The organism is Shewanella sp. SM101 (genome assembly GCF_025654465.1).
GTDB classification, from domain to species: domain Bacteria; phylum Pseudomonadota; class Gammaproteobacteria; order Enterobacterales; family Shewanellaceae; genus Shewanella; species Shewanella oncorhynchi.
The window spans coordinates 111206-135064 of sequence record NZ_JAKKRH010000002.1 but is presented as its reverse complement, the minus strand read 5'-3'; the positions used below and the strand labels follow the sequence as shown (position 1 = coordinate 135064).

Annotated in this window: 20 protein-coding genes and 1 other annotated feature; of the genes, 11 read left to right on the top strand and 9 right to left on the bottom strand. The window is 45.0% G+C overall.

Annotation, left to right across the window (positions count from 1 at the left end):
• Window positions 1-84 precede the first annotated feature (84 nt).
• The 3 genes from L5M38_RS01635 to L5M38_RS01625 form a co-directional block, all read right to left on the bottom strand.
• Entirely contained in the window at window positions 85-1863 is a 1779-nt protein-coding gene (locus tag L5M38_RS01635; protein ID WP_263178120.1) for a flotillin family protein, read from the bottom strand.
• A gap of 36 nt (window positions 1864-1899) precedes the next feature.
• Window positions 1900-2535 carry a YqiJ family protein gene (locus L5M38_RS01630; protein WP_263178119.1) on the bottom strand — a complete coding sequence of 212 codons (636 nt, stop codon included), beginning with the start codon at window positions 2533-2535 and terminating at the stop codon, window positions 1900-1902.
• 106 nt (window positions 2536-2641) lie between these two features.
• The gene (locus L5M38_RS01625; protein ID WP_263165662.1) at window positions 2642-3208 is read right to left on the bottom strand and encodes a DsrE family protein; all 567 of its coding nucleotides are present in this window, start codon (window positions 3206-3208) and stop codon (window positions 2642-2644) included.
• A gap of 63 nt (window positions 3209-3271) precedes the next feature.
• On the opposite strand from L5M38_RS01625, the gene L5M38_RS01620 reads away from it, so the two are divergent.
• The 5 genes from L5M38_RS01620 to L5M38_RS01600 all read left to right on the top strand — a co-directional run bounded on the left by L5M38_RS01620 (window position 3272) and on the right by L5M38_RS01600 (window position 6922).
• Complete coding sequence (locus L5M38_RS01620) at window positions 3272-4777, top strand: carboxypeptidase M32 (protein ID WP_263178118.1); 1506 nt, start codon at window positions 3272-3274, stop codon at window positions 4775-4777.
• A 443-nt stretch (window positions 4778-5220) separates the two neighbouring features.
• On the top strand, window positions 5221-5718 hold the full coding sequence (locus L5M38_RS01615) for a GNAT family N-acetyltransferase (RefSeq protein WP_263178117.1): 498 nt from the start codon (window positions 5221-5223) through the stop codon (window positions 5716-5718).
• The gene (locus L5M38_RS01610; protein WP_006082592.1) at window positions 5715-6065 is read left to right on the top strand and encodes a DMT family protein; all 351 of its coding nucleotides are present in this window, start codon (window positions 5715-5717) and stop codon (window positions 6063-6065) included. Before L5M38_RS01615 ends, L5M38_RS01610 begins: the two co-directional genes overlap by 4 nt.
• A gap of 29 nt (window positions 6066-6094) precedes the next feature.
• On the top strand, window positions 6095-6352 hold the full coding sequence (locus L5M38_RS01605; protein ID WP_006082593.1) for a DUF2960 domain-containing protein: 258 nt from the start codon (window positions 6095-6097) through the stop codon (window positions 6350-6352).
• 60 nt (window positions 6353-6412) lie between these two features.
• On the top strand, window positions 6413-6922 hold the full coding sequence (locus L5M38_RS01600) for an RDD family protein (RefSeq protein WP_263178116.1): 510 nt from the start codon (window positions 6413-6415) through the stop codon (window positions 6920-6922).
• A 120-nt stretch (window positions 6923-7042) separates the two neighbouring features.
• Here L5M38_RS01600 and lptG read toward each other — a convergent pair whose 3' ends face one another.
• Window positions 7043-8101, bottom strand: coding sequence for an LPS export ABC transporter permease LptG (lptG, locus tag L5M38_RS01595; RefSeq protein WP_105251819.1), 1059 nt, complete (start codon window positions 8099-8101; stop codon window positions 7043-7045).
• The gene (gene lptF, locus L5M38_RS01590) at window positions 8098-9210 is read right to left on the bottom strand and encodes an LPS export ABC transporter permease LptF (RefSeq protein ID WP_113939369.1); all 1113 of its coding nucleotides are present in this window, start codon (window positions 9208-9210) and stop codon (window positions 8098-8100) included. Before lptF ends, lptG begins: the two co-directional genes overlap by 4 nt.
• A gap of 243 nt (window positions 9211-9453) precedes the next feature.
• Between lptF and pepA the strand changes: the two genes are divergently transcribed.
• The 4 genes from pepA (at window position 9454) to L5M38_RS01570 (ending at window position 15492) form a co-directional block, all read left to right on the top strand.
• A complete protein-coding gene (pepA, locus tag L5M38_RS01585) occupies window positions 9454-10962 on the top strand; it encodes a leucyl aminopeptidase (RefSeq protein ID WP_006082597.1) in 1509 nt (502 codons plus the stop codon).
• 341 nt (window positions 10963-11303) lie between these two features.
• Window positions 11304-11807 (top strand): DNA polymerase III subunit chi, encoded by a 504-nt coding sequence (locus L5M38_RS01580; protein WP_131523599.1) that lies wholly within the window; start codon window positions 11304-11306, stop codon window positions 11805-11807.
• Between the two features lie 20 nt (window positions 11808-11827).
• A complete protein-coding gene (locus tag L5M38_RS01575; protein ID WP_263178115.1) occupies window positions 11828-14704 on the top strand; it encodes a valine--tRNA ligase in 2877 nt (958 codons plus the stop codon).
• Window positions 14705-15042: 338 nt separating this feature from the next.
• Window positions 15043-15492: a c-type cytochrome gene (locus L5M38_RS01570; protein WP_006080801.1), complete on the top strand. Its 450-nt coding sequence runs from the start codon at window positions 15043-15045 to the stop codon at window positions 15490-15492.
• Window positions 15493-15566: 74 nt separating this feature from the next.
• Here L5M38_RS01570 and L5M38_RS01565 read toward each other — a convergent pair whose 3' ends face one another.
• Window positions 15567-16259 carry a cytochrome b/b6 domain-containing protein gene (locus L5M38_RS01565; RefSeq protein ID WP_263165654.1) on the bottom strand — a complete coding sequence of 231 codons (693 nt, stop codon included), beginning with the start codon at window positions 16257-16259 and terminating at the stop codon, window positions 15567-15569.
• Between the two features lie 299 nt (window positions 16260-16558).
• Here L5M38_RS01565 and hpf point away from each other — a divergent pair, with 299 nt between their 5' ends.
• Together hpf and L5M38_RS01555 are read left to right on the top strand one after the other, a co-directional pair.
• Window positions 16559-16915 (top strand): ribosome hibernation-promoting factor, HPF/YfiA family, encoded by a 357-nt coding sequence (gene hpf, locus L5M38_RS01560; protein ID WP_105249847.1) that lies wholly within the window; start codon window positions 16559-16561, stop codon window positions 16913-16915.
• A 1599-nt stretch (window positions 16916-18514) separates the two neighbouring features.
• Window positions 18515-18631, top strand: a sequence feature (Phe leader region).
• Window positions 18632-18672: 41 nt separating this feature from the next.
• Window positions 18673-20667 (top strand): chorismate mutase, encoded by a 1995-nt coding sequence (locus tag L5M38_RS01555; protein WP_113940694.1) that lies wholly within the window; start codon window positions 18673-18675, stop codon window positions 20665-20667.
• Between the two features lie 174 nt (window positions 20668-20841).
• Here L5M38_RS01555 and L5M38_RS01550 read toward each other — a convergent pair whose 3' ends face one another.
• The 3 genes from L5M38_RS01550 to L5M38_RS01540 form a co-directional block, all read right to left on the bottom strand.
• Entirely contained in the window at window positions 20842-22137 is a 1296-nt protein-coding gene (locus tag L5M38_RS01550; protein ID WP_263165651.1) for a cation:proton antiporter, read from the bottom strand.
• Window positions 22138-22180: 43 nt separating this feature from the next.
• Window positions 22181-22516 (bottom strand): hypothetical protein, encoded by a 336-nt coding sequence (locus L5M38_RS01545; RefSeq protein WP_105249849.1) that lies wholly within the window; start codon window positions 22514-22516, stop codon window positions 22181-22183.
• Window positions 22517-22672: 156 nt separating this feature from the next.
• Window positions 22673-23848: a hybrid-cluster NAD(P)-dependent oxidoreductase gene (locus L5M38_RS01540; RefSeq protein ID WP_263165648.1), complete on the bottom strand. Its 1176-nt coding sequence runs from the start codon at window positions 23846-23848 to the stop codon at window positions 22673-22675.
• Window positions 23849-23859 lie beyond the last annotated feature (11 nt).

Genomic DNA, 23859 nt, shown 5'->3' with positions numbered 1-23859 from the left:
TTTATCAATCTTTTGTCCGCACAAGGCTCAAAAGAGCAACGGCGAGCGCTTTACTTGATTTGACTTAGTTTAATGTCGTTGAGATTAAGGCTTGAGCACACTTTGGCTCTCTACTACCTGCGTTTGGCTATAGTCCTTAGGTCTAGAGTTCGACAAGGTCACACCACTTAAGGCTTCGGCGGTTAAGGTGTTATTGCCGTTCAATAAATCATTCAAAGTTCCAGAGTCGCCATTCACTAACCCTAACTCCCTGAGCATGGCATCGATAACAGGCGCATTGGCGCGATAGTTTAACGCTGCACTGGTCACTTGCTCTGCGATGCCACCTTGATGGTGAGCACCTTCGCCACCCGCAGCAAATTGATGACCTGAACCATAACCTTGAAGAATCTTAATACCTTCGATGTTTTCTAACGGCTTAACGGCTTGGGCCACAATTTCAGGCAAGGCCTTCAAAATGGCGAGGGATTTTTGCAGGGCAATCTGCTCATCACTCAAGACGTTTTCAGCTTCGTAAAGCGCTTGTTTACCTGCTGCTTCAACGGCATACACTTTTTCATCCGCTTCGGCCTGCAGTTTTTTCGCATCGGCACTGGCGCGCGCTTCAATCAGAATCGCACTCGATCTGTCTTCAGCGGCACGTTTCTCAGCTTCGGCCTGCACTGTTACGCCGACTGCATCACGCTCAGCTTCCTTACGAGCATCAATCACTTCAATCTCTTTGCGACGATTAGCTTCTGCCACTTGGCGCGCTGTGATTACCGCTTCTTCTTTTTCAACTTTCAGTTTTTCGGCTTCAGCTGCACGAGCACGGGCAGCTGATTCTTCTTCAGATTTGGCCGCAACCGCAATGCGTTTTTCCTGCTCAGAAACTTCGATATCCCTTTGCTGTTGAATGCGCGATTGCTCAATCGACTTATACTTTTCAATCTCACGGGTTTCGATATCTTTGGTCTTTTCGATTTCAGCGGTTTCAATGGCGCGCTCTTTAGCAATCTCGGCTTCGCGTTCTTCACGGGCCTTGTTTTCTTTCTGCTTAATAATCTCTGCTTTTTGATCGGCGCGTTTAAATTCGAGTGACTGTTGCTGGATCAAGCGCGCTTCTTCTTCCGACTTTTCAATCTCTAGGGATTCCTTTTCAGCTTCGAGGTTACGCTGCTCGATCTTAATGCGGTTTTCCTGCTGAATATCGTTGGTTTCCTTGCGTTTCTCTTCGATAATCTTCGCCAGACGCGCACGACCTTCGGCGTCAAATGCGTTGTTTTCATTAAAAAACTGCAAATCAGTTTGATCGAAACCCGTTAATGAAACCGATTCGAGTTCGAGACCGTTTTTCTCGAGATCGTTGGCGACGTTATTTTGCACCCGCTGCACAAAATCGGCACGCTGCTCATGCATTTCTGTCATGGTCATTTCGGCGGCCACGGCACGCAGCACGTCGACAAACTTGGACTCCATCAGCTTTTTAAGCTCTTCAACACGGTTTGTACGCGTGCCTAAGGTTTGCGCTGCCATTGAAATACCATCGGAATGTGGGGCTACACGCAAGTAGAAATCGGCCTTCACATCGACACGCATTCTGTCCTTAGTGATCAGCGCATCTTTCTGGGTTTTCTCCACTTCGATACGCAGAGTGTTCATGTTTACCGAGATGGTTTCATGTAATACAGGCAATACAATAGCGCCGCCATCTTTAATGATTTTCTCACCACCAAAGCCGGTACGCACAAAGGCCATTTCTTTGGTTGCACGTTTATATAGCTTGGCGAAAATTAACCCGATCACAATGAGGCCGAGTAGCACCATACCCGCAACGAGCAAAATAAAACTACCGGATGAACCTACGTTTGTTAACACATCCATTTGATTTCCTTTCAATTGATTTATGGCTTGGGAAGATTAATTATCAAAACGCGTAGCAGACCAGACTCGGCCTTCTCGCTTAAGCAGCACGACTTGAGTGCCTGAGGCAAACTCGATATCCGAAGTTTCGGGCTCGACTAAAACGTAATGTTTTTGTTGATGTTTATCGCGAACGACAGCTTCAGAGGGCATGCCTTTAATTGCGCAACCTAAGGTGATAGTGCCGACATAGCCGCTAAGATCATCTAGCGAGATCGCACTCGATTCATTTTTAGGTAAATGATCTGCAAGCACTCGACCAAAATAACGGCAAGAAAATGCACTAGCGACAATAGCAATGGGTAAAGTGAACAGTTGCGGCAGTAAAAAACCGGCAACACTAACACTGATAAAATTGACGATATAACCCGCAATCGCAAAACTGGTCAGCGCAAGCACAAACCAAATAAGTAATGGGAGTCTATTTAGACACAGCCAACCGGCAATGCCCGTGAGTCCACCGGGGCTGACATCGGCGTCATAATCCGCATCGATAGGCACCCATTGGTCTAGCGCACTCATCATGCTTAGGCCAATAACTAACGCGAAGGCTTCAAACACACCGAGGGCCAGAACACAGGCAAAAGCTATGGTGTAAGGTAAATTAGGCTGCTCAACTAAAAACGCCCACATAATCATCTCCTTGAACAATACAGCATTCCATTTATTTCACTGTAATTATCGACTTATGCGCCACAGAATAGCAAGCCAAGCCTTATTTCCAAACTAAAAATTTACCCTAAAATGGATTTTCACTGTAACCCTGCTGCGCCAAAATAGCGTGGGCTGTCATCGCCGATAATGCCATATCAACACCAGGTAATAATGAGGTATTGGTTAAATCAAAATAAGCGGCGCTCTGTCCGCAGATATAAAACTTCACGCCGTGATCAACTAGAGCCTTAACCAAAGCGCGATTAGCGTTTACGGCACCTGAATGCTGCTTGGCATAAAAAACATCATCAGCTAAATCGCTGATGCCGCCACCGTGCACCACCATAGCCAGTTCGATATCTGTTTCTTTAACGCCTGCCGCCACATGCATGTTGATAAAACGCGCTAAACTTTCGAGCTGACGATTCGTCTTGCCCACATCGGCCGCCTTACTCATATCAAAAGCCACTTTAAACTTCATGCCCTTAGGAATGGGCATCATGCTATCGACTTTAGCAATCTGACCAAACTCAGGAATAGCAGGCCCAGCCACAAATTTATCGACACCCGCCTGCGCCGTCGAAGCGATAGCGGCGAGGGTCAGGCACAGCGCAGCCTTAAGCGTTTTAGTGCTATATGATTTTGACTTCATTGTATTATCATCCTGTTATTGTTATTTATTCGCGCAGGTTTTATGCGCCAGAAGGGAAATCCCATGGGCACACCTAAGACTAAAGTACCAACGCCAAGTTACGACAAACTGACGGCACATTTCCAGAAAATTTCTCACTTTGAACATTTCAGCGCTTTGGGTGACTGGGATCAAGCGGCCATGATGCCGATGGGCGGTGGTCAAGATCGCGGTGATGCTATGGCAGAACTGGCGCTGCATATCCACGGTCTCAAAACCTCAGCCGCCTTAGCCGAGCACTTACACGGCGCGGCGGACGAATCTCTCTCAACAGAGCAAGAAGCCAATCTGCGGGAAATACTGTACCAGTATCAACAGGCCAACTTAGTGCCCGGCGACCTAGTACAAGCCAAAACCAAGATGGCTTATCAATGCGAGAATGCGTGGCGCGAGCAGCGTAAAAATAATGATTGGCAGGGCTTTAAGCCCAATCTAAAAGCGGTCATCGACCTTGCCAAGGAAGAAGCGCAGATCCGCGGCGAAGCGCAAAATATCACGCCCTATGATGCCCTGCTCAATAAATTTGAACCGGGAATGACCACGGCAAAGCTAGAACAAACCTTTGGCGGCCTGAAAGATTGGCTACCGACACTCATCCAAGAAGTGCTGGCTAAGCAGGCAAACGAGCCTAAGCTTGTGCTCAATGGCCCCTTCGATATCAGCGCGCAGCAAGCCCTTGGCCGTGACGTCATGGCGTTTTTGGGGTTTGACTTTAATCACGGCAGGCTGGATATGAGTAGCCATCCATTTTGTGGCGGCGTGCCAAGCGATGTGCGGATAACAACTCGCTACAATGAGGCCGATTTTAGCAGTGCTATCATGGGCATAGTTCATGAAACAGGCCATGCCAGATACGAGCAAGGTTTACCTCAAGCGTGGCGCGGTCAACCCGCTGGGCTTGCACGTTCTATGGGCATCCACGAAAGCCAAAGTCTATTTTGCGAAATGCAGCTTGGAGCAAATCCGGCATTTTTGCGTCAGTTGCAGCCCAAAATCGCGCAGCATCTTAACTGTCATTTCAGAGCCCAAGAATTAGCACAACATTATACCCGCGTAAATCCCGGACTTATTCGCGTCGACGCCGATGAAGTCACCTATCCTTGCCACATTTTGCTGCGGTTTGAGGCGGAAAAAGCCTTTGTCGACGGCAGCTTAACCGTCGATGATTTACCTGATTTTTGGTCGACGCAGATGCAACAATTACTGGGGATCAATACTGATGGCAATTACCGCGACGGTTGCATGCAGGACATCCATTGGGCTGTCGGTGAGCTAGGGTATTTCCCAAGTTACACCTTAGGTGCCATGTATGCCGCTCAATGTCGTTTTGCGATGGAAAAAGCCTTAGGACCGATTGAAGCCCTAATCGATGCAGGCAAGTTGGACTCGGTATTCCAATGGCTGCGCGAGCACATTTGGTCAAAGGGATCCTTGCTCACGACCGATGAACTGATCCGCCAAGCAACGGGCGAAACCTTAAATGGTCAATATCTTGAGCGTCACCTGCGTCAACGATATCTGGGCATTTAACCGCTGCGAACGCTTATACCCAAGCTACCTGAAGAGTCGAGTTTCAGAGCGCCTAGGGTGCATCAATTCAAGGCGCATCAATGACAGAATGTCGGCCACCTTTTGAATTGATGCAACACGGAAGTGAAGTGCCCTAGGCGCTCCGTCCCGGCGGGTTTTAACGCACTTTATGCTGCGTTGGTTATTTTTAACTTAGCCCGCTAGGTCTGCAAATAACCGCCTTGCCTAAAGTGCGTTAAACTCCCGCTGAATCCTGCATCTTCAGGTTGTTTGGGTATACAAGCGCTGAAAGCTCAGTTTATACGGGTTTTAAAGCGCTTTATATTGCCGCTGAAGCCTGCATTTTGAAGCCGCTTGAGGTTATAATGCCGAGCTTATTTGAATCAGGACTCTTTCAACGGAGTTCCTTCAACAGGACTTTTGAAACAGGATAATTGTCGGCCATGTTACTGCGAGCAATCACCCCACAGGATTGGGACGCCATTTTAGCAATCCAAGATGAGTGTTACTCACAACTGGACCCTGAGCCATTGCACGTGCTGCAAAGTAAATGGCAGGTATCGCCACAGTCCTGTTTTGTGTTCGAAGTGAATGGCTCAGTTGTCGGTTATTGCTTGGCTCACCCTTGGACCACCAATATGCCGCCAGCGCTCTATCAGCCCATTACCCATTTACCTAAGGCTAATACTTTATATCTGCACGATATTGCGCTTTCAGCCAAAGCCCAAGGTTTAGGCGCAGGTGCTAAGGCGCTCACTCGCTTAACACTGCTGGCGGATCGTTATAATCTCAATTCCTTGTCCCTTGTTGCCGTTCAAGGCGCCGACAGTTATTGGCTAAAAATGGGCTTTAAACCTCAGGCCATAGACAAGTGCCTTGGCAGCTATACTAACGATGCTATGTATATGATTTATAAATTTAATCATAGAGATGAAAAATGAATCCAACCCTAACCACTATCGGTTTACTTTGCTTAAGTAATATTTTTATGACCTTTGCTTGGTACGGGCATTTGAAAACGCTAGGCTCAAAACCTTGGATTATTGCGGCCTTAGTGAGCTGGGGTATCGCCCTATTTGAATACTTGCTGCAAGTGCCTGCTAACCGTATCGGCTACACAGTAATGAATGTCGGCCAGTTAAAAATTTTACAAGAAGTCATCACCTTAAGTTTGTTTGTCCCCTTTGCCTATTTCTATATGAAAGAACCATTGAAGCTCGATTATCTGTGGGCAGGACTGTGCATCTTAGGTGCTGTGTATTTTATTTTTAGAAGTGAATTTAATTAATTTCAGACTTATTTCAGGAGAGCTCCCCCATGGCCCGTCAAGTCACTTATACCTTCAAAGGTAAGACGAAAACTATCGCCTTTAGCTACGACAAACACCATGATTTATATGAAGCTGTGGCCGAAGCCGAAGGCATAGATCTGACCAAATTTTTGGCTATGGAACAACAAGTCGCCATGACATCTCGTAAAGGTGCCAAGGCTGAAAAGGAATTCAGGAAAGTAGAGTTTGCCCGCTTTGGTTTTAGCAATATCCACTTTGTCAGAGATGAAGAACCTGAAGCCTAGGCTAATGTATTAATTGTTTTTTTGTATTAGCTTTAAGCAATTCAATAACAGGACACTGTAATGCTCAATACCGAACATGCTAACTTCCCCCGCGCAGGATTCTTCCGCCGCCTAGGCGCTGCAATTTACGATTCGATGTTAGCCGTGGCCGTCTATATGGTTGCGGGCGCAATCGGCTTTGGGATTTTCTACGGCCTCACCGCTTCAGGACTGGCTGGCATGAATGGCTTTGAGCATGTCTCAGATGCACTCAATGGCACGCCGGTTTATCAGGGAATTTATCAACTCTGGCTTGCCTTGTGTGTCGGCACTTTCTACGCATTATTCTGGAGTAAGGGCGGTCAAACCTTAGGGATGCGCGCTTGGCGGCTTAAAATTCAACATCCTAATGGCCAAAACTTAAGCCTGATCACTGCCTACGCTCGCATCATTTGGTCACTGCTCGGCATTGGCAATTTATGGATTTTAATCAATGATGATAAACGCGCACTGCAGGATATGATGACTCGCTCAGAAGTGGTCGTGCTGTCTAAAGAAGCCAATCAAATGCGTAACTGGCATGGGGCATAAGTTTATTCTTAAGTAAATCCGAAATACAAAAAACGACGCAAAAGCGTCGTTTTTTATGGACTATTTTTATGGACTATTCTTAATTGACGGAATCCGGAGTAAGGAGTAATAAGCTGCGTATCATCGCCGGATAAAGTAGAAGGCAACGCCAGTAAACAACAAGCTTGGCGCAACAGCCCCCACATAAGCGGGTAGCTCATACACTATACTCATGGGGCCAAAAATCTCATTACTGATATAAAAGCTAAAACCTGCTACGACCCCAAGTAATACGCGCGCACCCATAGTCACAGTCCGCAGCGGACCAAATACAAACGACAGTGCCACTAACATCATCACTGCGACCGTCACGGGTTGCATCACCTTGCGCCATAAAGCAAGCTCATAACGGCTGGGATCTTGACTGTTAGTTTTAAGGTAATCAAGATAACCGACCAGACCCCGTATAGATAACGCCTCGGGTTTAATCGAAACCACACTGAGCTTATCTGGCGTTAAACTTGATTGCCATTGATCTTCTTCCAGATACTCAAGCACGACTTTCTCATAGCTTAAATCGGTACGTTTAACGTCAAATAAACGCCAGCGGTCTTGGGAAAACACCGCTCGGTCTGCGTGAACTACGTTGGTGAGCTTAAGTTCGCTATTGAATTTATAAAGCGTGATATTGCTGAGTTTATTGATGTTTTCAACTTCACCAATATTAACGAACAAATCACCATCCTTTGCCCAAATTCCACGGTGGGACTTAATTAAACTCCCACCAGAGAGTTTAACAGCTTGTAACTCATTCGCTTTTTGCTCAGCAATCGGTGCGCCCCACTCCCCTAAAACCATCACCAATAACATCAAAGGCACAGCAGTTTTCATCGCCGACATAGTGATCTGCAAACGTGACATGCCAGAAGCTTGCATCACCACAAGTTCGGAATTCGATGCCAACATTCCCATACCAATCAAAGCGCCAAGCAAGACGGCCATAGGGAAAAACATTTCAATATCCCGTGGCACTAAAAATAAAACATAGATGCCAGCATCCATCATGCTGTAGGTGCCACGGCCAACTAAACGCAGCTGATCAACCCATTTGATGATGCCCGACAAACCAGTCAACACCAGCAAACAAAGCGCTGAAGTGCTTAACAATATTCTGGCGATATAAAGGTCTAATATCTTCATGCTGCCACCTTCTTATTGGCAAACAAGGACGATATACGACTGAAAATAGGCCTATCTTTACCGAGCAAGAATAACCCCATCAAGAGCGCAGAAACATGGATCCACCACATACCTAAATACAATGGAATAATCCCATCTTGCAATGCCTTACGTCCCGCGACCATTAGCCCAAAATAGCCAAGGTACAAAAGTACTGCTGGGAACATCTTAGCGAACTTACCTTGGCGCACATTCACCCGCGCCAACGGCACAGCAATCAGGGTCATAATTGGAATCGCGAGCGGGATAGCAAGACGCCAGTGGAATTCAGCAGCGGCTTCAGCACCTTCAATTTTAACGAGTTCATCAACGGGCAGTGCAGATAACTTTCGGCGACGCTCATCAACTTGCTGCTCTTTAATTTGCATTTTATAACCACCAAATTCGATCATTTGGTAGTCCTTCGCCTTCGGGCTGCCTTGATAACGCACACCGTCATTCAAGTTCAATTGTTGAGCACCTGAACTATCTTCCTGTACTCGTCCACCTTTAGCCACCACGACATTGGTCACGCCAGTTTCATCATCAGGATCAGGTAACTGGGCTACAAACACTTTATCTAACTCGTTATCTTTACCAATACGCTCAACAAATAATACCGCGCGACCATTGGGACTCGCCTGAAAACGCCCTTGGATTAAGGCGGCAAGACCCGCTTCGGACTGGGCTTTTTCGAGCACTTGGTTTTGCTGTTCTTCTGCCCAAGGGGCTACATAAAGGGATAAATAGCCAGTAAACAGCATATTGATCACGGCGAGGATCAGCGTTACGCGGGTGACATACCACTCACTGACCCCAACACCGTGGAGAATGACCATTTCATTTTCGGAATACATACGGCCGTGGGCCAGTAAAATACCCAAGAACAAACTTAACGGCAGCACTAAGATCACCAGATAAGGCAAGTTAAGCCCAATCAGAGTCATGATTAAAGAGGCGGGAAAATCGCCGTCGGAGGCATCGGCCAGTATACGCACGAAATGCTGGCTAATAAAAATAGTTAACAGCACTAAAAGTACCGCAATTTGTGCCTTTAAAACTTCTCGAATAAGGTATTTAAATACAATCACAGGCAGGATCCGGTCTCTAAACTTATCTTTTTGCTGGTAACAGACTAACTTTCATGTAAACTGTTTACTTTTGATAGTTTTCTGACCAGCTTCAGGGGTTCTAGGTAAACTTAACGTCACGAAATGCGTGACTCAAGCGCCGAGAATAAATCACCTTTGGAGTAATAACTTAGGCCCTTTTCGGGACAAGCAGACATTATCCAATAAATATAAAAATTTGTCTTTAAGAATCTAGGAGTGCTCATGGAGTTTAGCGTAAAGAGCGGTAGCCCCGAAAAACAACGCTCAGCCTGTATCGTGGTCGGTGTTTATGAACCCCGTCGTCTGTCGGGTATCGCGGAGCAATTAGATAAAATTAGCGAAGGTTATATCAGTAACCTACTGCGTCGCGGCGATCTGGAAGGTAAACCTGGCCAGATGTTATTGCTGCACCATGTTCCTAACGTATTGAGTGAACGTGTATTATTAGTGGGTTGTGGCAAAGAACGAGAATTAGACGAACGCCAATACAAACAAATCATCACTAAAACAATCAACACCCTTAACGAAACGGGTTCAATGGAAGCGGTTTGCTTCTTAACTGAACTGCACGTGAAAGGACGCGATACGTATTGGAAAGTACGTCAAGCGGTTGAAACCACTAATAGCAGTCTTTATAGCTTTGATGCCTTGAAGACCCGCAAAGGTGAAACTCGCCGTCCATTGCGTAAATTAGTGTTCAATGTCCCGACTCGCCGTGAATTAACCTTAGGTGAGCGCGCCATCGAGCATGGTATGGCAGTATCTGCTGGTATGCATTTATGTCGCGATGTAGCCAACATGCCACCGAACATCTGTAATCCAGCCTATTTAGCTTCACAAGCTCGCCAAATGGCTGAAATACACGACACTCTGCATGTCACCACTATTGGTGAAGAGCAAATGGCCAAACTGGGCATGAACTCATACCTTGCAGTCGGTCGCGCCAGTGCCAATGAATCCATCATGACTGTGATGGAATACAAGGGCGCTGTCGATAGCACAGAAAAACCAATCGTATTAGTCGGTAAAGGGTTAACCTTCGACTCGGGTGGTATTTCATTGAAGCCTGGCGAAGCCATGGACGAAATGAAGTATGACATGGGTGGCGCAGCGGGTGTTATCGGCACAATGAAAGCCATCTGTGATATGAAGTTACCTATCAACGTTGTGGGTATTCTGGCTGGCTGTGAAAACATGCCATCGGGTAATGCTTACCGTCCAGGTGACATTCTGACCACTATGTCAGGTCAAACCGTTGAAGTGTTAAATACCGATGCGGAAGGCCGTCTAGTCCTATGTGACGTATTAACCTATGTTGAGCGTTTCGATCCTGAATTAGTTATCGATACTGCAACCCTGACTGGCGCGTGTGTGATTGCCCTTGGTAAACACGCATCGGGTCTGTTCTCATCCCATAACCCTCTGGCACACGAGCTATTAAGTGCCGGTGAGCAAAGTGGTGACCGCGCATGGCGCATGCCATTGTGGGATGAGTATCAAGATATGCTCGACAGCCCGTTTGCTGACATGACCAACTTAGGTGGCCGTCCTGCAGGAGCTATCACAGCAGCATGTTTCCTTTCGCGCTTTGCTAAAAAGTACAACTGGGCTCACTTAGACGTTGCAGGCACAGCTTGGAATAGCGGTGCTAACAAAGGTTCTACGGGTCGTCCAGTGCCACTATTGACTCAGTTCCTGATCAATCGTGCTGGCGTTGAACTCGGCGAATAACCGACTATCCGGCCTTAGTGTGTTAAAGGCTCGATAAATGAAAGGCGAAGATTTTTATCTTCGCCTTTTTTATTTTCTTAATTTAATCAGAAAATCGATTTCCTGAATAAGAACTTGAGTAAAACACTGAACAACTAATGATTTTAGAATAATTTTTCAAAGAGTTATAGCTCTACCCTCTTCATCTCCAACGGTTTGAAAGTATCCCATTAAGTCCCGCCAGACAGTGATAGATAAAACCTCACCGTAAGGTTTGCCCTAAGCATTAACCCATACTGACTTTTAGTGTAAACTGCTGCTTTCGTTCGCCACTAAAACAAGTGAAGCAAGGCATTGAAATCATGACTCAAGTGCTGTTTTATCTTATGCCGCCAGTGGCATCGCCTGCCAAAGCCAAGGCTGATTCACCTGTTGAAACCGCGAATGCGAACCCTGCACTTTGCGAGATGCATCTTCTGGCATGCCAACTGGCGCAACAGGCTTTTGTGAAGCAACAATGGGTCTATATCCATTGCCAAGATAAACAGCAAGCCCATGCAATTGATGAACTTTTATGGCAGTTTGAGCCAAGTGCTTTTGTGCCCCATAACCTCAAAGGTGAGGGCCCGATGACGGGATCGCCGGTAGAAATTGGTTTTGATCGCCTCGGCGCCAACAAAAGTCGCCAAGTTCTGATTAATCTTGCAGACCAAGCGCCCCCATTTGCGGTAAACTTTGGCCACATTATCGATTTTGTTGCCAATGACGATCAGCATAAAGCGGTCGCTCGCGAACGTTATCGACAGTATCGCGGCTTAGGGGTCAATTTACAGACCCAAGACTTAGCAACACATCCACTTAATTAGTTTGAGACAGACACGTTCCCATGGAAAAAACATACGATCCGCAGTCCATCGAGCAAACGCTTTACCAAAACTGGGAAGAGCAAGGTTACTTCAAGCCACACGGCGATGAATCCAAAGGCAATTATTGCATTATGATCCCGCCACCTAACGTGACGGGCAGCTTGCACATGGGCCACGCCTTCCAAGACACCATTATGGATACCTTAACCCGTTACCAACGGATGAAAGGCAAAAATACCCTATGGCAAGTCGGTACTGACCATGCGGGTATCGCCACCCAAATGTTGGTTGAGCGTAAGCTTGAAGCCGAAGAAGGCAAAAATCGCCATGACCTAGGTCGCGATGCCTTTATGGATAAAGTGTGGGAATGGAAAGCGCAATCGGGCGGCACTATCACTAAGCAGCTACGTCGTATGGGCGCTTCTGTTGATTGGGACCGCGAGCGTTTCACTATGGACGAAGGCTTGTCCAAGGCCGTGCAAGAAGTGTTTGTACGTCTGTACGAAGACGAGTTGATTTATCGCGGTAAGCGTTTGGTCAACTGGGATCCAAAGCTGCACACGGCTATCTCTGATTTAGAAGTGGAAAGCAAAGAAAAACAGGGCCACATGTGGCATCTGCGTTATCCACTGGCCGACGGTGAACTGACAGCCGATGGTAAAGACTATTTAGAAGTCGCTACCACGCGCCCAGAAACCATGCTCGGCGACAGTGCGGTTGCAGTGCATCCCGATGATGAACGCTATCAAGCGCTGGTCGGTAAGTTTATTCTGTTGCCGATTGTTAACCGCCGCATTCCTATCGTGGCCGACGATTACGTCGACATGGCCTTTGGTACTGGCTGCGTGAAGATCACCCCAGCCCATGACTTTAACGACTATGAAGTCGGTAAACGTCACAACCTACCCATGTTCAACGTGCTGACCTTAGATGCCGCCATTCGCGTGAGCGCCGAAGTGGTAAACTCTGACGGCACCTTTAACAACACCCTCAATGGCAGCTTACCAGAACGCTTTGCCGGACTTGATCGTTTTAAAGCGCGCGATGCTATCGTCGCTGAATTTGAAACCTTAGGCCTGCTCGAAAAAATCGCGCCACACGCCTTAAAAGTTCCTTATGGCGATCGCTCAGGTGTGGTTATCGAACCGATGCTAACCGACCAATGGTATGTGGCTGTTGCGCCAATGGCGAAAACCGCTATCGAAGCCGTTGAAAATGGCAGCATCAAATTTGTGCCACAGCAGTATGAAAACATGTACTTCTCGTGGATGCGTGACATTCAAGACTGGTGTATTTCGCGTCAATTGTGGTGGGGTCACCGCATCCCTGCATGGTACGACAAAAATGGCAAAGTCTATGTCGGCCGCAACGAAGCCGAAGTGCGTGCTAAGCACAATATCAGCGACTCAATGACATTACGCCAAGACGAAGACGTACTGGACACTTGGTTCAGCTCTGCCCTGTGGACTTTCTCGACTTTAGGTTGGCCTGATAATTTAGAAGATTTAAAAACCTTCCACCCAACCGACGTGTTGGTGACAGGTTTTGACATCATTTTCTTCTGGGTTGCCCGTATGATCATGATGACCATGCACTTCATCAAAGATGAAGACGGCAAGCCACAAGTCCCGTTCAAAACCGTCTACGTAACCGGTCTTATCCGCGATGAAGCGGGTAACAAGATGTCAAAATCTAAGGGCAACGTACTCGATCCATTAGACATGATCGACGGTATCGGCCTTGAAGATTTAGTTGAAAAACGTACCGGTAATATGATGCAGCCACAACTGGCCGCCAAGATTGAAAAGAGCACTCGCAAAGAGTTTGCCGACGGTATCGAAGCCCACGGCACAGATGCACTGCGCTTTACGCTTGCGGCAATGGCATCAACGGGTCGTGACATCAACTGGGATATGAAGCGCTTAGACGGTTACCGTAGCTTCTGTAACAAGTTATGGAACGCCTCACGCTACGTGCTGATGAACACAGAAGATCAAGATTGCGGCCCTGGCTCACCAGAGCACAAAGGTGGCGAGATGGAGCTGTCGTTAGCCGATCGCTGGATTATTGGCTTGTTCAATCAAACCGTTAAGACCTTTGACGATCACATGACGAACTATCGTTTCGACTTAGCGGCCAATACCCTGTATGAGTTCACTTGGAACCAGTTCTGTGACTGGTACTTAGAGTTAACTAAACCGGTATTGCAAAACGGCAGCGAAGCGCAAATGCGCGGCACCCGTCACACCTTAGTGACAGTGCTCGAAGCGATGCAACGCCTGATGCACCCTATGATGCCGTATATCACTGAAACCATTTGGCAGCGCGTTAAACCGTTAGCCGGTGTCACAGGTGATACCATCATGCTGGCACCGTTCCCAACATTTGATGCCGCTAAAGTCGATAGCGCAGCAATGGCCGATTTAGAATGGGTTAAGCAAGTAATCGTCGCGGTGCGTAACATTCGCGCCGAACTGAACATTGCCCCATCTAAGCCGCTAAATGCCCTACTTCGTGGTGTTAGCGCGCAGGATAAAGCCCGTGTAGAAGCAAACCAAACCTTCTTCACTACGCTTGCCCGCTTAGAAAGCATGACCATTTTAGCCGATGGCGAAACTGCGCCTATGTCGACCACAGGTTTGATTGGCGAAATGGAGCTGCTGATCCCTATGGCAGGCTTAATCGATGTCGCCGCCGAAATGGCCCGTATCGACAAACAGCTTGAAAAACTCGGCCAAGAGATCGCTCGTATCGAAGGCAAATTGTCGAACCAAGGTTTTGTGGCAAAAGCTCCAGCCGACGTTATCGACAAAGAGCGCGCTAAGATGACCGATCTCAAGCGTGACATGGACAAGCTCAACGAACAAAAATCAGAATTCGCTAAGTTAGAAGCTTAAGCTTCTCATTTACTCTGATTCACTTGTTATGATTGGTTCTAACTGAATGAAGGGCAGCCACTAGGCGCCCTTCTTGTATCTATGTTAAATACAAAAATTAGTCGCTTACTGTTAAATTCATATATAGCCAAATCTTTCTTAGACAATGACTGGCTTAACACTAAAACCATCTAGATTAGTGTTGTTGTTAAACCGACATCAATTTTCATACAAATAACTTGTTACGTTTAGTCATCTTATCCAGACAAAAACTGACAAAAATGCTTCTAGTACATCAAGTTAATTTGTGTACAATAGAAGCGCAATGTCACACTTCGACGCTAATTTGTGAGAATACGATGAAAAAATTACTACTTACTCTCGTTGCCAGTACTCTATTGGCTTCAGCTGCACAGGCACACAATTTCGAAGATTCTAAAGATGCGATTGAATACCGCCAATCTGCATTTGGTCTTATTGCTTATAACTTCGGCGATATGGCTGCCATGATGAAAGGCAAAAAACCTTTCGAAGCGGAAACCTTCGCAATGCGCGCAACGAATGTTGCTGCATTATCAAAAATTCCTTTCGAAGGTTTTATTGATGGCTCAGACAAAGGCGACACTGAAGCCTTAGCCAAAGTTTGGCAGGACAGAGCTGATTTCGATGCAAAAATGAAAACTTTCCAAGAGAATGCCGCCATTCTTGCTACTGTTGCTCAAAAAGGTGATCAAGCTGAAATCAAGCAAGCCTTTATGAATACAGGAAAAAGCTGTAAAGGTTGTCACGACGTTTATAAGAAAGACTAGTCTATTTAGTTTTTCGTCCATCAAAAAGCCTGCTAATTAGCAGGCTTTTTGTTACTCAAACACTCAACGTAAAACTATAGCACTTGCACTATCGGCCACATTAAATACACAAAGACCACTGCCGCTAATACAGCCAGCAGCACTAAGGCAAGCCACTCTGACTTGAATGTAAGATCACGATTCACGCTTGATGACAGTGTCACCTTAGAGACCTTCTTGTAGCCACTGAGCATAGCACCAACTAACTTATCGCCCTTGATGGCATGGATAACCACTGCCAGTACATGAATGGCACTCAGCGCTAGGATAAGGTTAAAGTTCATCTTATGTAGCCAAGTCAAAAATCCACTGGTATCTGAACTGACATAGCTATAGAGCGGACCTTCGGTAAAAATATCATCGGTCGCAAAAAGGCCTGTGACTAATTGCAAGCTAATGATCCCAATCAGTGCGACAACCATGTAGCCACCAATAGGATTGTGCCCCAGCACAACGGACATTCCCTTAGTTTTGATTGCTTTCAAGTAGTCGAGCACAACCTTAGGGTGATGAACAAAATGGCTAAACCTTGCCGTATCGCTACCAATGATCCCCCAAAGGATCCTAAATCCAATGAGGATCAGCAAACTATAAGCAAAAATTTGATGCCACTGCATTTCGCCAGCGTCAGCACTCCACCATAGAAGCGCCAACAGACACAGCATGCCCCAATGGAAAATTCGCGTGGGTAAATCCCAGACCTTAATCTTAACGTGTTCAGTATTCATAAAATGGGCAAACTCAAAGTGAACGAATGAAATAAGTTGAGGTATTTTATCGGGATTTGAGATGAAACTTAAAGTAAATATAAGTAAATAAGGGCAAAGACTGCGGAGTTATCCCATCGAATATGACCGGATTTAGCAGGCAATACAAGGCTTTTTGGCCAGGAATTATTGATATTTGTCTAAGTGATCAAATATCCAACGAACAGTAACTAACCGGCACAGAAATGTGATCTATATCTCGTTTTATAGTACAGACCTTGGTAATCTGAAATCCAAGGAAACAACAGAAGGTTCGAAATATGCTAAAGATTACTAGCAAGCAACTTGAAGTCACATCTCCTATTCGCGAACGTATTGAAAGCCGTTTCGAAAAACTTTCAAGGCATGATGTGCAAATGATAAATCCCCATGTAATCATTACGGAGGAGAAACCTGGTTTCAAAATTGAAGCATCGGTTGGCATCCCAAATGGAGAACTCTTCGCTCAAGCAAAACATGAAAATTTATATACTGCGATTAACGCTATGGGCCAAAAATTAGAGAAGCAGCTCAATCGCATAACACACAAACCTGAAGCTCAACGCTCCACATCACTAACACCGACTAATAATGTTGTTGAAATTGACGACGAGTACGAGGAGGAAGATGCGGCATAATTTAAATCTAGTGAGTGCGAGAAACGCATCACTTTGAGAGCAATAAAGTAGAAATATTTAATCAGATCACAGTTTTTACAAAAGCTTAGTGCAATCATTTTAATGATGAAAAAAACAGTTCTTTTGACTAAATACCTACTACACTTTACAAAGTGACAGCAAGAATCGAAGTGGTGCGGATTTAAATCGTTTCAAATGTTGATTTACTTTAAATTTTGATTTACAAATATTGATTAACAGATCTTAAGTTCTAAGTAACGTTACTGGATATAACTAAGGAGCACTACTAATCTAAGCTATATAGTTTTAAGTACTAAGGTTTACTGTTAATGATTAATTTTACTTATAATTTCTACGTTTAAAAGTTCAATTTTTATTTTCAGCTAGGTTCCACTTTCAATAGCAAGTTTGGAAAGGAGGCAACACAAGAGCGAACAATTTGATTTTAGAAACAATCAAGTATGTTGGCATTCACTAAAAGCAGTACTCAATTTTGACCCAATATCAGGATGACCACCAGAAACAGGCGGCATTGCTGAATACCAGAGTTAACATAAGGAGCCGAATACAGCGCAACGAGTACATTAGCAAAACCTTTAACTATCAAATTTTTTATATCCACAATGGAGGCCTAGGTAAACATAAACAAAAGTCACATTAACAAAAGCTACATGAATAAAAGCGTTTATTGTAAAACGGGTCAGCACCAATACGTGCTAAACACTGAGATAAATGAGGTAACAACTGTCACGTTTAGTTAGATGTAGATTAGTTTGAAGAGAGTAATATTTACACAGATATGTTAGTTAGCGTTTTTAGCGTGTGATTTAATGTAAGTGCAATACGTTGGTTTGATTAAAAGTCATTAGTTTACTTAGTGTTATTTGTATAGTAAAAACTGTAAATCGTATAAATGTTTATTTATGTAATGTGTTAACGTTTACCATTAGTTGAGTTTTGATATTTATAGACACCTTAAATAATGTTTACTTATCAATTAAAAAGGAGGGAATCTAGACTTGACGAAAATTGTAATAACAGTAAATGAGAGCTTTTTATACGTTCCATGTATTAACATGTTAGGTTTTAAAGTAAAAAGTAATAATGTAAGTAGCAAGACCTAAACGCGTGACAAGGCTAAGCTGTTCTTACAGCAAAATGTACCTAGTACAACCAATGAGCCGTAAATCGTTTATTTTTAAATGTTCGTTTTGTTAGTGTTAGTTTTTAATGTTATAGCTCCATGCAAGTGTTAATTGTTAAAATATAAGTGCAAGACATGTCAACGTAAGTTCGCTGGTACTGCAAACTGCATAGTTTCAAGGTTATACGCTATGCCGCATAAAGTACTTGTTAATGTTCATTGTAAATGCAAGTCGTTATCTAGTGAGTTGTCAACGTTTTACTGTTACACGTAAATGTAAGATAAACGAATGTGTTACCTTGTCCCACACTGACCATAAGGAGGATAAACTCGCTTGACCATATACATACTTGAACCAAACCAGCGCACCCTCGGGTGCGCTTTCTTTTTAGATTACCTTTAAGAAAGTTTTGATTGACAGCTAAGTCCTAGCCCTTTAGTTTTAAGACTATGAAAATGATAACAGCAGCTTTTTTTACTTTCTTTTTTACACCCCCACTCTAGGAGGCGGATTTACTGTGTAAAAACGAAAGTAAAAATCCAAAGCCTCCCAACTGGGAGGCTTTTTTGTCTTAAACGATTGATAAAATACATGGCGGCAATTGAGGTCAGAATGCATACACCACAGCCTTTAAATCAAACCCGAGAGCAGATCACCCATCTGGATAATGAACTGCTGGCATTACTCGCAGAGCGCCGTCGCTTAAGTTTAGAAGTAGCCCGTAGCAAAGAAGTGGATGTCAGACCCATCAGAGATACTCAAAGGGAAAAAGAACTGCTCGCTCGACTTGTGAAAGAAGGCAGAGAGAAAGGATTAGATGCCCACTATGTTATCTCCCTTTACCAGAGCATCATTGAAGATTCAGTATTGAATCAACAAGCTTACCTTCACGGCCGCGCCAATCCAGAGACACAAAAACAACAGTATTGTATCGCTTACCTCGGTGCTAGAGGTTCATACTCTTATCTCGCAGCTACACGCTATTGCCAACGTCGCCAAGTTGAAATGCTGGACTTAGGTTGCCAAAGTTTCGATGAAATAGTGCAAGCCGTTGAGTCTGGACATGCTGATTATGGTTTCCTGCCGATTGAGAACACATCTTCAGGTTCAATCAACGAAGTCTACGACGTGCTACAGCATACCAGTCTGTCGATTGTTGGCGAAACGACGATTGAAGTCAGCCATTGCCTACTAGGAAAAGCTGGCAGTAAATTAGCTGATATCAAAACTGTCTATGCCCACCCTCAGCCTATTAGCCAATGCAGCAGATATTTAACTCAACACAAAGACTTGAGACTGGAATACTGCTCAAGCAGCGCAGAAGCAATGGAAAAGGTAAACCAAAGTCCAGATAACAGTGCAGCAGCGATTGGCAGCGCCGAAGGTGGTGCACTCTATCAACTTGAGTCCATAGAAGCAGGTTTAGCGAATCAGAAGATCAACCAAAGTCGCTTTATCGTTGTTGCGCGCAAAGCCGTTGCCGTACCAGAGCAGTTACCCGCTAAGACTACATTGATCATGGCGACGGGCCAAAAAGCCGGTGCTTTAGTGGAAGCCTTACTTGTTCTAAAAGCGCATCAGTTAAACATGAGTAAATTAGAGTCACGCCCGATTCCAGGAACTCCTTGGGAAGAGATGTTCTATTTGGATATCGACGCGAATATCTCCAGTGAATCTATGCAGGCAGGTTTAAAGCAACTAGAGCGGATCACCCGTTTTATCAAAGTATTAGGCTGTTATCCTTGTGAAACAGTCAAGCCCACACAGCTGAGCAACAGCCAGCTACTGATTGAGCCCAGCACCTCTAAGGATCAAGTCATCAGCGAAAATGGTACTAATGCCAGTCCAGTTCGATATAGCAAAGCCTATAAAGAGCAAGCCAGTGAAATTAACTGCGGCGCAATGACAATCGGTGCAGGGCATGTCTGTGCCATAGCCCAAATCACACTGAATAATGACATTTCACATTTAGCATTATCGGCTTTCGAGCAGCAAGTGAAGCAGCTTAAAGAAGCGGGATTCCAAGCCGTTTTGCTCAGCGCTGTTAATCAACTGACTATGGCAGAAGTTACTCTCGCTAAACTACGCCAAATCCTGCATCAATATGGCCTAGTGTGCATTATTGCCATAGCGCAAGAAGCTGATATGCCATTAGCAGTCCAGCACGCCGATATGTTATTCCTCGCAGGCAAGCAGATGTTTAACCAAACTTTACTGACTCAAGCTGGAACCCTACCGATACCATTAATACTTGAGCGTAACGATATGGCAAGTTTTGAAGAATTACTCACGGCAACAGAAGTCATTTTAAGCCAAGGCAATCAGCAACTGGTTCTGTGTGACTCAGGCATTAGAACCTTAAATAACGCCAATCTACCTTCACTCGATTTAGCGAGTCTGATCCAGATTAAAGCCACGAGCCATTTGCCGATTTTAATCAACCCAAGTTATGCCGTATCAGATGATGCCCTATTGGTTCAAACACAAGGAATTAAACAGCTTAAAGTGGATGGATTGATACTCAATTGTCCACTATCTAGCAGTGATGACCATGAGTCGCTTAACTTAATAAGCGCTGTGGTACGGGAATTATATCGGGCGAACTAAAGCTTTGATCTTGAGTGATTTAATTTAAAGTGAAATGTGGTTAGTTCGAAGTGTGTTAAGGGATAAATAAGACATCTTTTATCCCTAATTGACTCAGACAAGCCTGCTAGCCAGTGTGATGACTAGCAGGCTTAATATTGTTTAGTATTGCAGCGCAGCGAGCTTTTATGCATTTTAAGAAGAGCCAACAGCACTCGATGGTTCAGTAACGGCATTACTCCTACGGATAAGCCCTGTCATAGTAGAGCCCTGCACTAGAATCGAAAATACGACGACGGCATAGGTCATCACTAACAACAACTCCCGCAGCTCCACACCACCAATAGCATCTATGACGATACCCTCTGGCAAACTCATCGCCATAGCGAGGGCTAATCCTCCCCTTAAGCCACCCCAAATCAAAATCGTCTCTGCATAGGGGTTGTATGACTTAAACAATCGAAAGCCTAAATAAGGTAATAACACACTCATTGCACGCGCCAACAAGACTATTGGTATAGCCACAAACATAAACCACCATAATGGCGCTTTGAAAGTGACTAACAAAAGTAATAAACCAAGCAATAGGAAGAGTAAGGCATTAAAGAAGGATTCAATCAGCGACCAAAAAGTAAATAGTTTCACTCGCTCGTTGCGAGCAAAAAACTTAGGCACACTGAAATTTCCTATGATGATCCCCGCACTCACCATAGCTAAAGGACCTGAAACACCAAGCACATCCGCCATGACATATCCCGCGGTTGGGATCAGCAGGGTAACCAGCATTAATTGCGTTTCTTCCTCGCAGTAGTGGAAAAAATGATGCAATAAAAAGCCAAGTACGCCACCGTAAATAACCCCACCTACCGCCTCACGAATAAATAACTCAGAGATATGGATAAACGTCAGAGGCTCGGTGGAGAAAGCCAATTGCGATATTGCCACAAAAATCACTAACCCTATGCCATCGTTAAATAAAGATTCTCCTTCTACTTGAATCGCAATATCTTCCGGCGCCCCCATTTTCTTTAAAATAGCCAAAACAGCGATAGGATCGGTGGGCGAAATCAAGGCGCCGAACAGTAAGCAGTGGCTGAATTCTAGCGGGAGACCTAGCATAGGCGCGAACCAAAATAACAGCTCACCTATAATAAATGTCGACAATAAGGTGCTTATAAAAGCAAGGATTAGGATCTCCCACTTTTGATGCCTCAGTATTTTTAAGCGGATTTGTAATGCGCCGGCAAAGAGTAAAAAACCGAGCATGCCATTGAGCAGTAAAGCTTGAAAATCGAGTTTCTCTAAGCCAGAGACAAAATACACATAAACGTCCCCACCTAAAGCCTTTCCCCCAAGGAGCAACAACAAACTCATTCCTAGGGCAATAGCAGTAATGGCCACAGTTTCCTGCAGTTTATGGACGCGAGAGGAGATAACCGAAGTCACTAGCGCCAATGCGCAGAGGACACACAGAATTTGGTAGCTGGACATAAGAGCCTCTAAAAATCATCAATTTAGAGACTCTAGCACAAGTTTAGATTTCTAAACCATCCAATAGACTTAACCACCCTTTAATGATCCTGTGGCAAAACCAAATGATCCCAAAGAGATAAATCGAAAGACTGAGCCAAGTCAGTGGAACGCAATAGCCGAGCACTAGTAAGCCAAGAAAGGCGAGATTAGAATGCCGTTGCCAACGTAAATGCGACGCCAATAATGGATTACCATGGAATTGGCGTTGGGAAACATTAATGAACAAACTTAGCAGCACAGGAAGTAATAATAAGGGAAAACCCGACATCAAGGCGTACAACAAATGTCCCAGAGTACGGTCTTCAATTTTTGCGGCATAAGTGGTTGTCATTGTCATTGAGAGACTCCAGCCAGACTAATAGACTGGGCGCAAACATCATACGCCCTTGTCATTAACCTTACGTTCTCACTGAGATAAGCGCAACTAAGGATTAGAAATATTTCCATCCATTTAAAAATAAGTCACAAGTAAATGACGCTAATTAGCAGCACGTTAAAGTTTAAGTGTCACGTCGGATGCTAATTTTGTGGAGCAAGCGAGTACAAAACCGGCTTCAATTTCTGCAGTAGTCAGTGTCATCACGCTTGTCGATACCGTTTCGCCCTCCAAGACTTGACACTTACACGCGCCGCAAACGCCCGAACGACAGGCCGCAATAATCGGCAACCCTTCCGCCTCAATTCCCTCCAGCAGACTTTGTCCTTGATTTAGCGTCGTGCTTCGATCGCCAATAGACAAGGCGAAAGCCACTTCTGGTGGGTTTTCACTCGTTCCATCTGACGAGTTTGCTTGCATAAGCTGACTACGGGCAACTTTCTCGGCCGTGGCAAAACTCTCATGGTATAACCGACTCATATCAAAATTGAGTTCGACCAATAAGGCTTTTACCGCTTGCATATAAGGTTCTGGACCACAAAGGTAGATAGTACGCTCTGCAAAATCAGGTACTAAGGTTTGTAGCATCTGTGCACTTAACCGCCCGAAATCGAATGCTATCTTTGGTGAACACCCCAGTGTTTCAGTGACAGTCTCAAGTACGTAGCTGAGCTTAAATGCATTAAAACGGTTGGCCATAGTCGCCAATGATGACTTAAAAATAATATCATTCTCTGATCGCGCACTGTGCACAAAGGCAATATCGGCATCAATTTGTGTATCAGTCAGATAACGCGACATAGAGTACATGGGGGTAATACCGCAACCAGCACTCAAAAAAAGGTATTTCTGCGCCGTTATAGCTAACAAATTAGCATCTAACTTTTCAGTCTCTGGCTGTTTATGGCTTAGCCGAGCAATATCAAACAGATTAAATTGCCCCGCGGGCGGCAGCACTCGTACACTCTGGCCGAGTAATAGATTGTCGATAAGATATTTAGATACGAGTCCACCCGCAACACGCTTAATCGTCACCATCAAGGAATAGGGCCTAGATGGCGATGATGACAAGGTATAACTGCGGCACACTTGCTCGCCATTAATCTCAAGCACAAAGGTCATAAACTGACCGGGTTTATAGTCAAACTTCATCGGCTCGCCCGCTTGAAAACGAAAACTCACGACATCCGAGGTTTCATTCCAGCGTTCGACGCACACTAATTGATTAACACTTCCGGGTTTATGGGGCGAAACCGATAATGCCCGCGCTCCCGCTATCACACTCATGTTCATAGCATTTACCC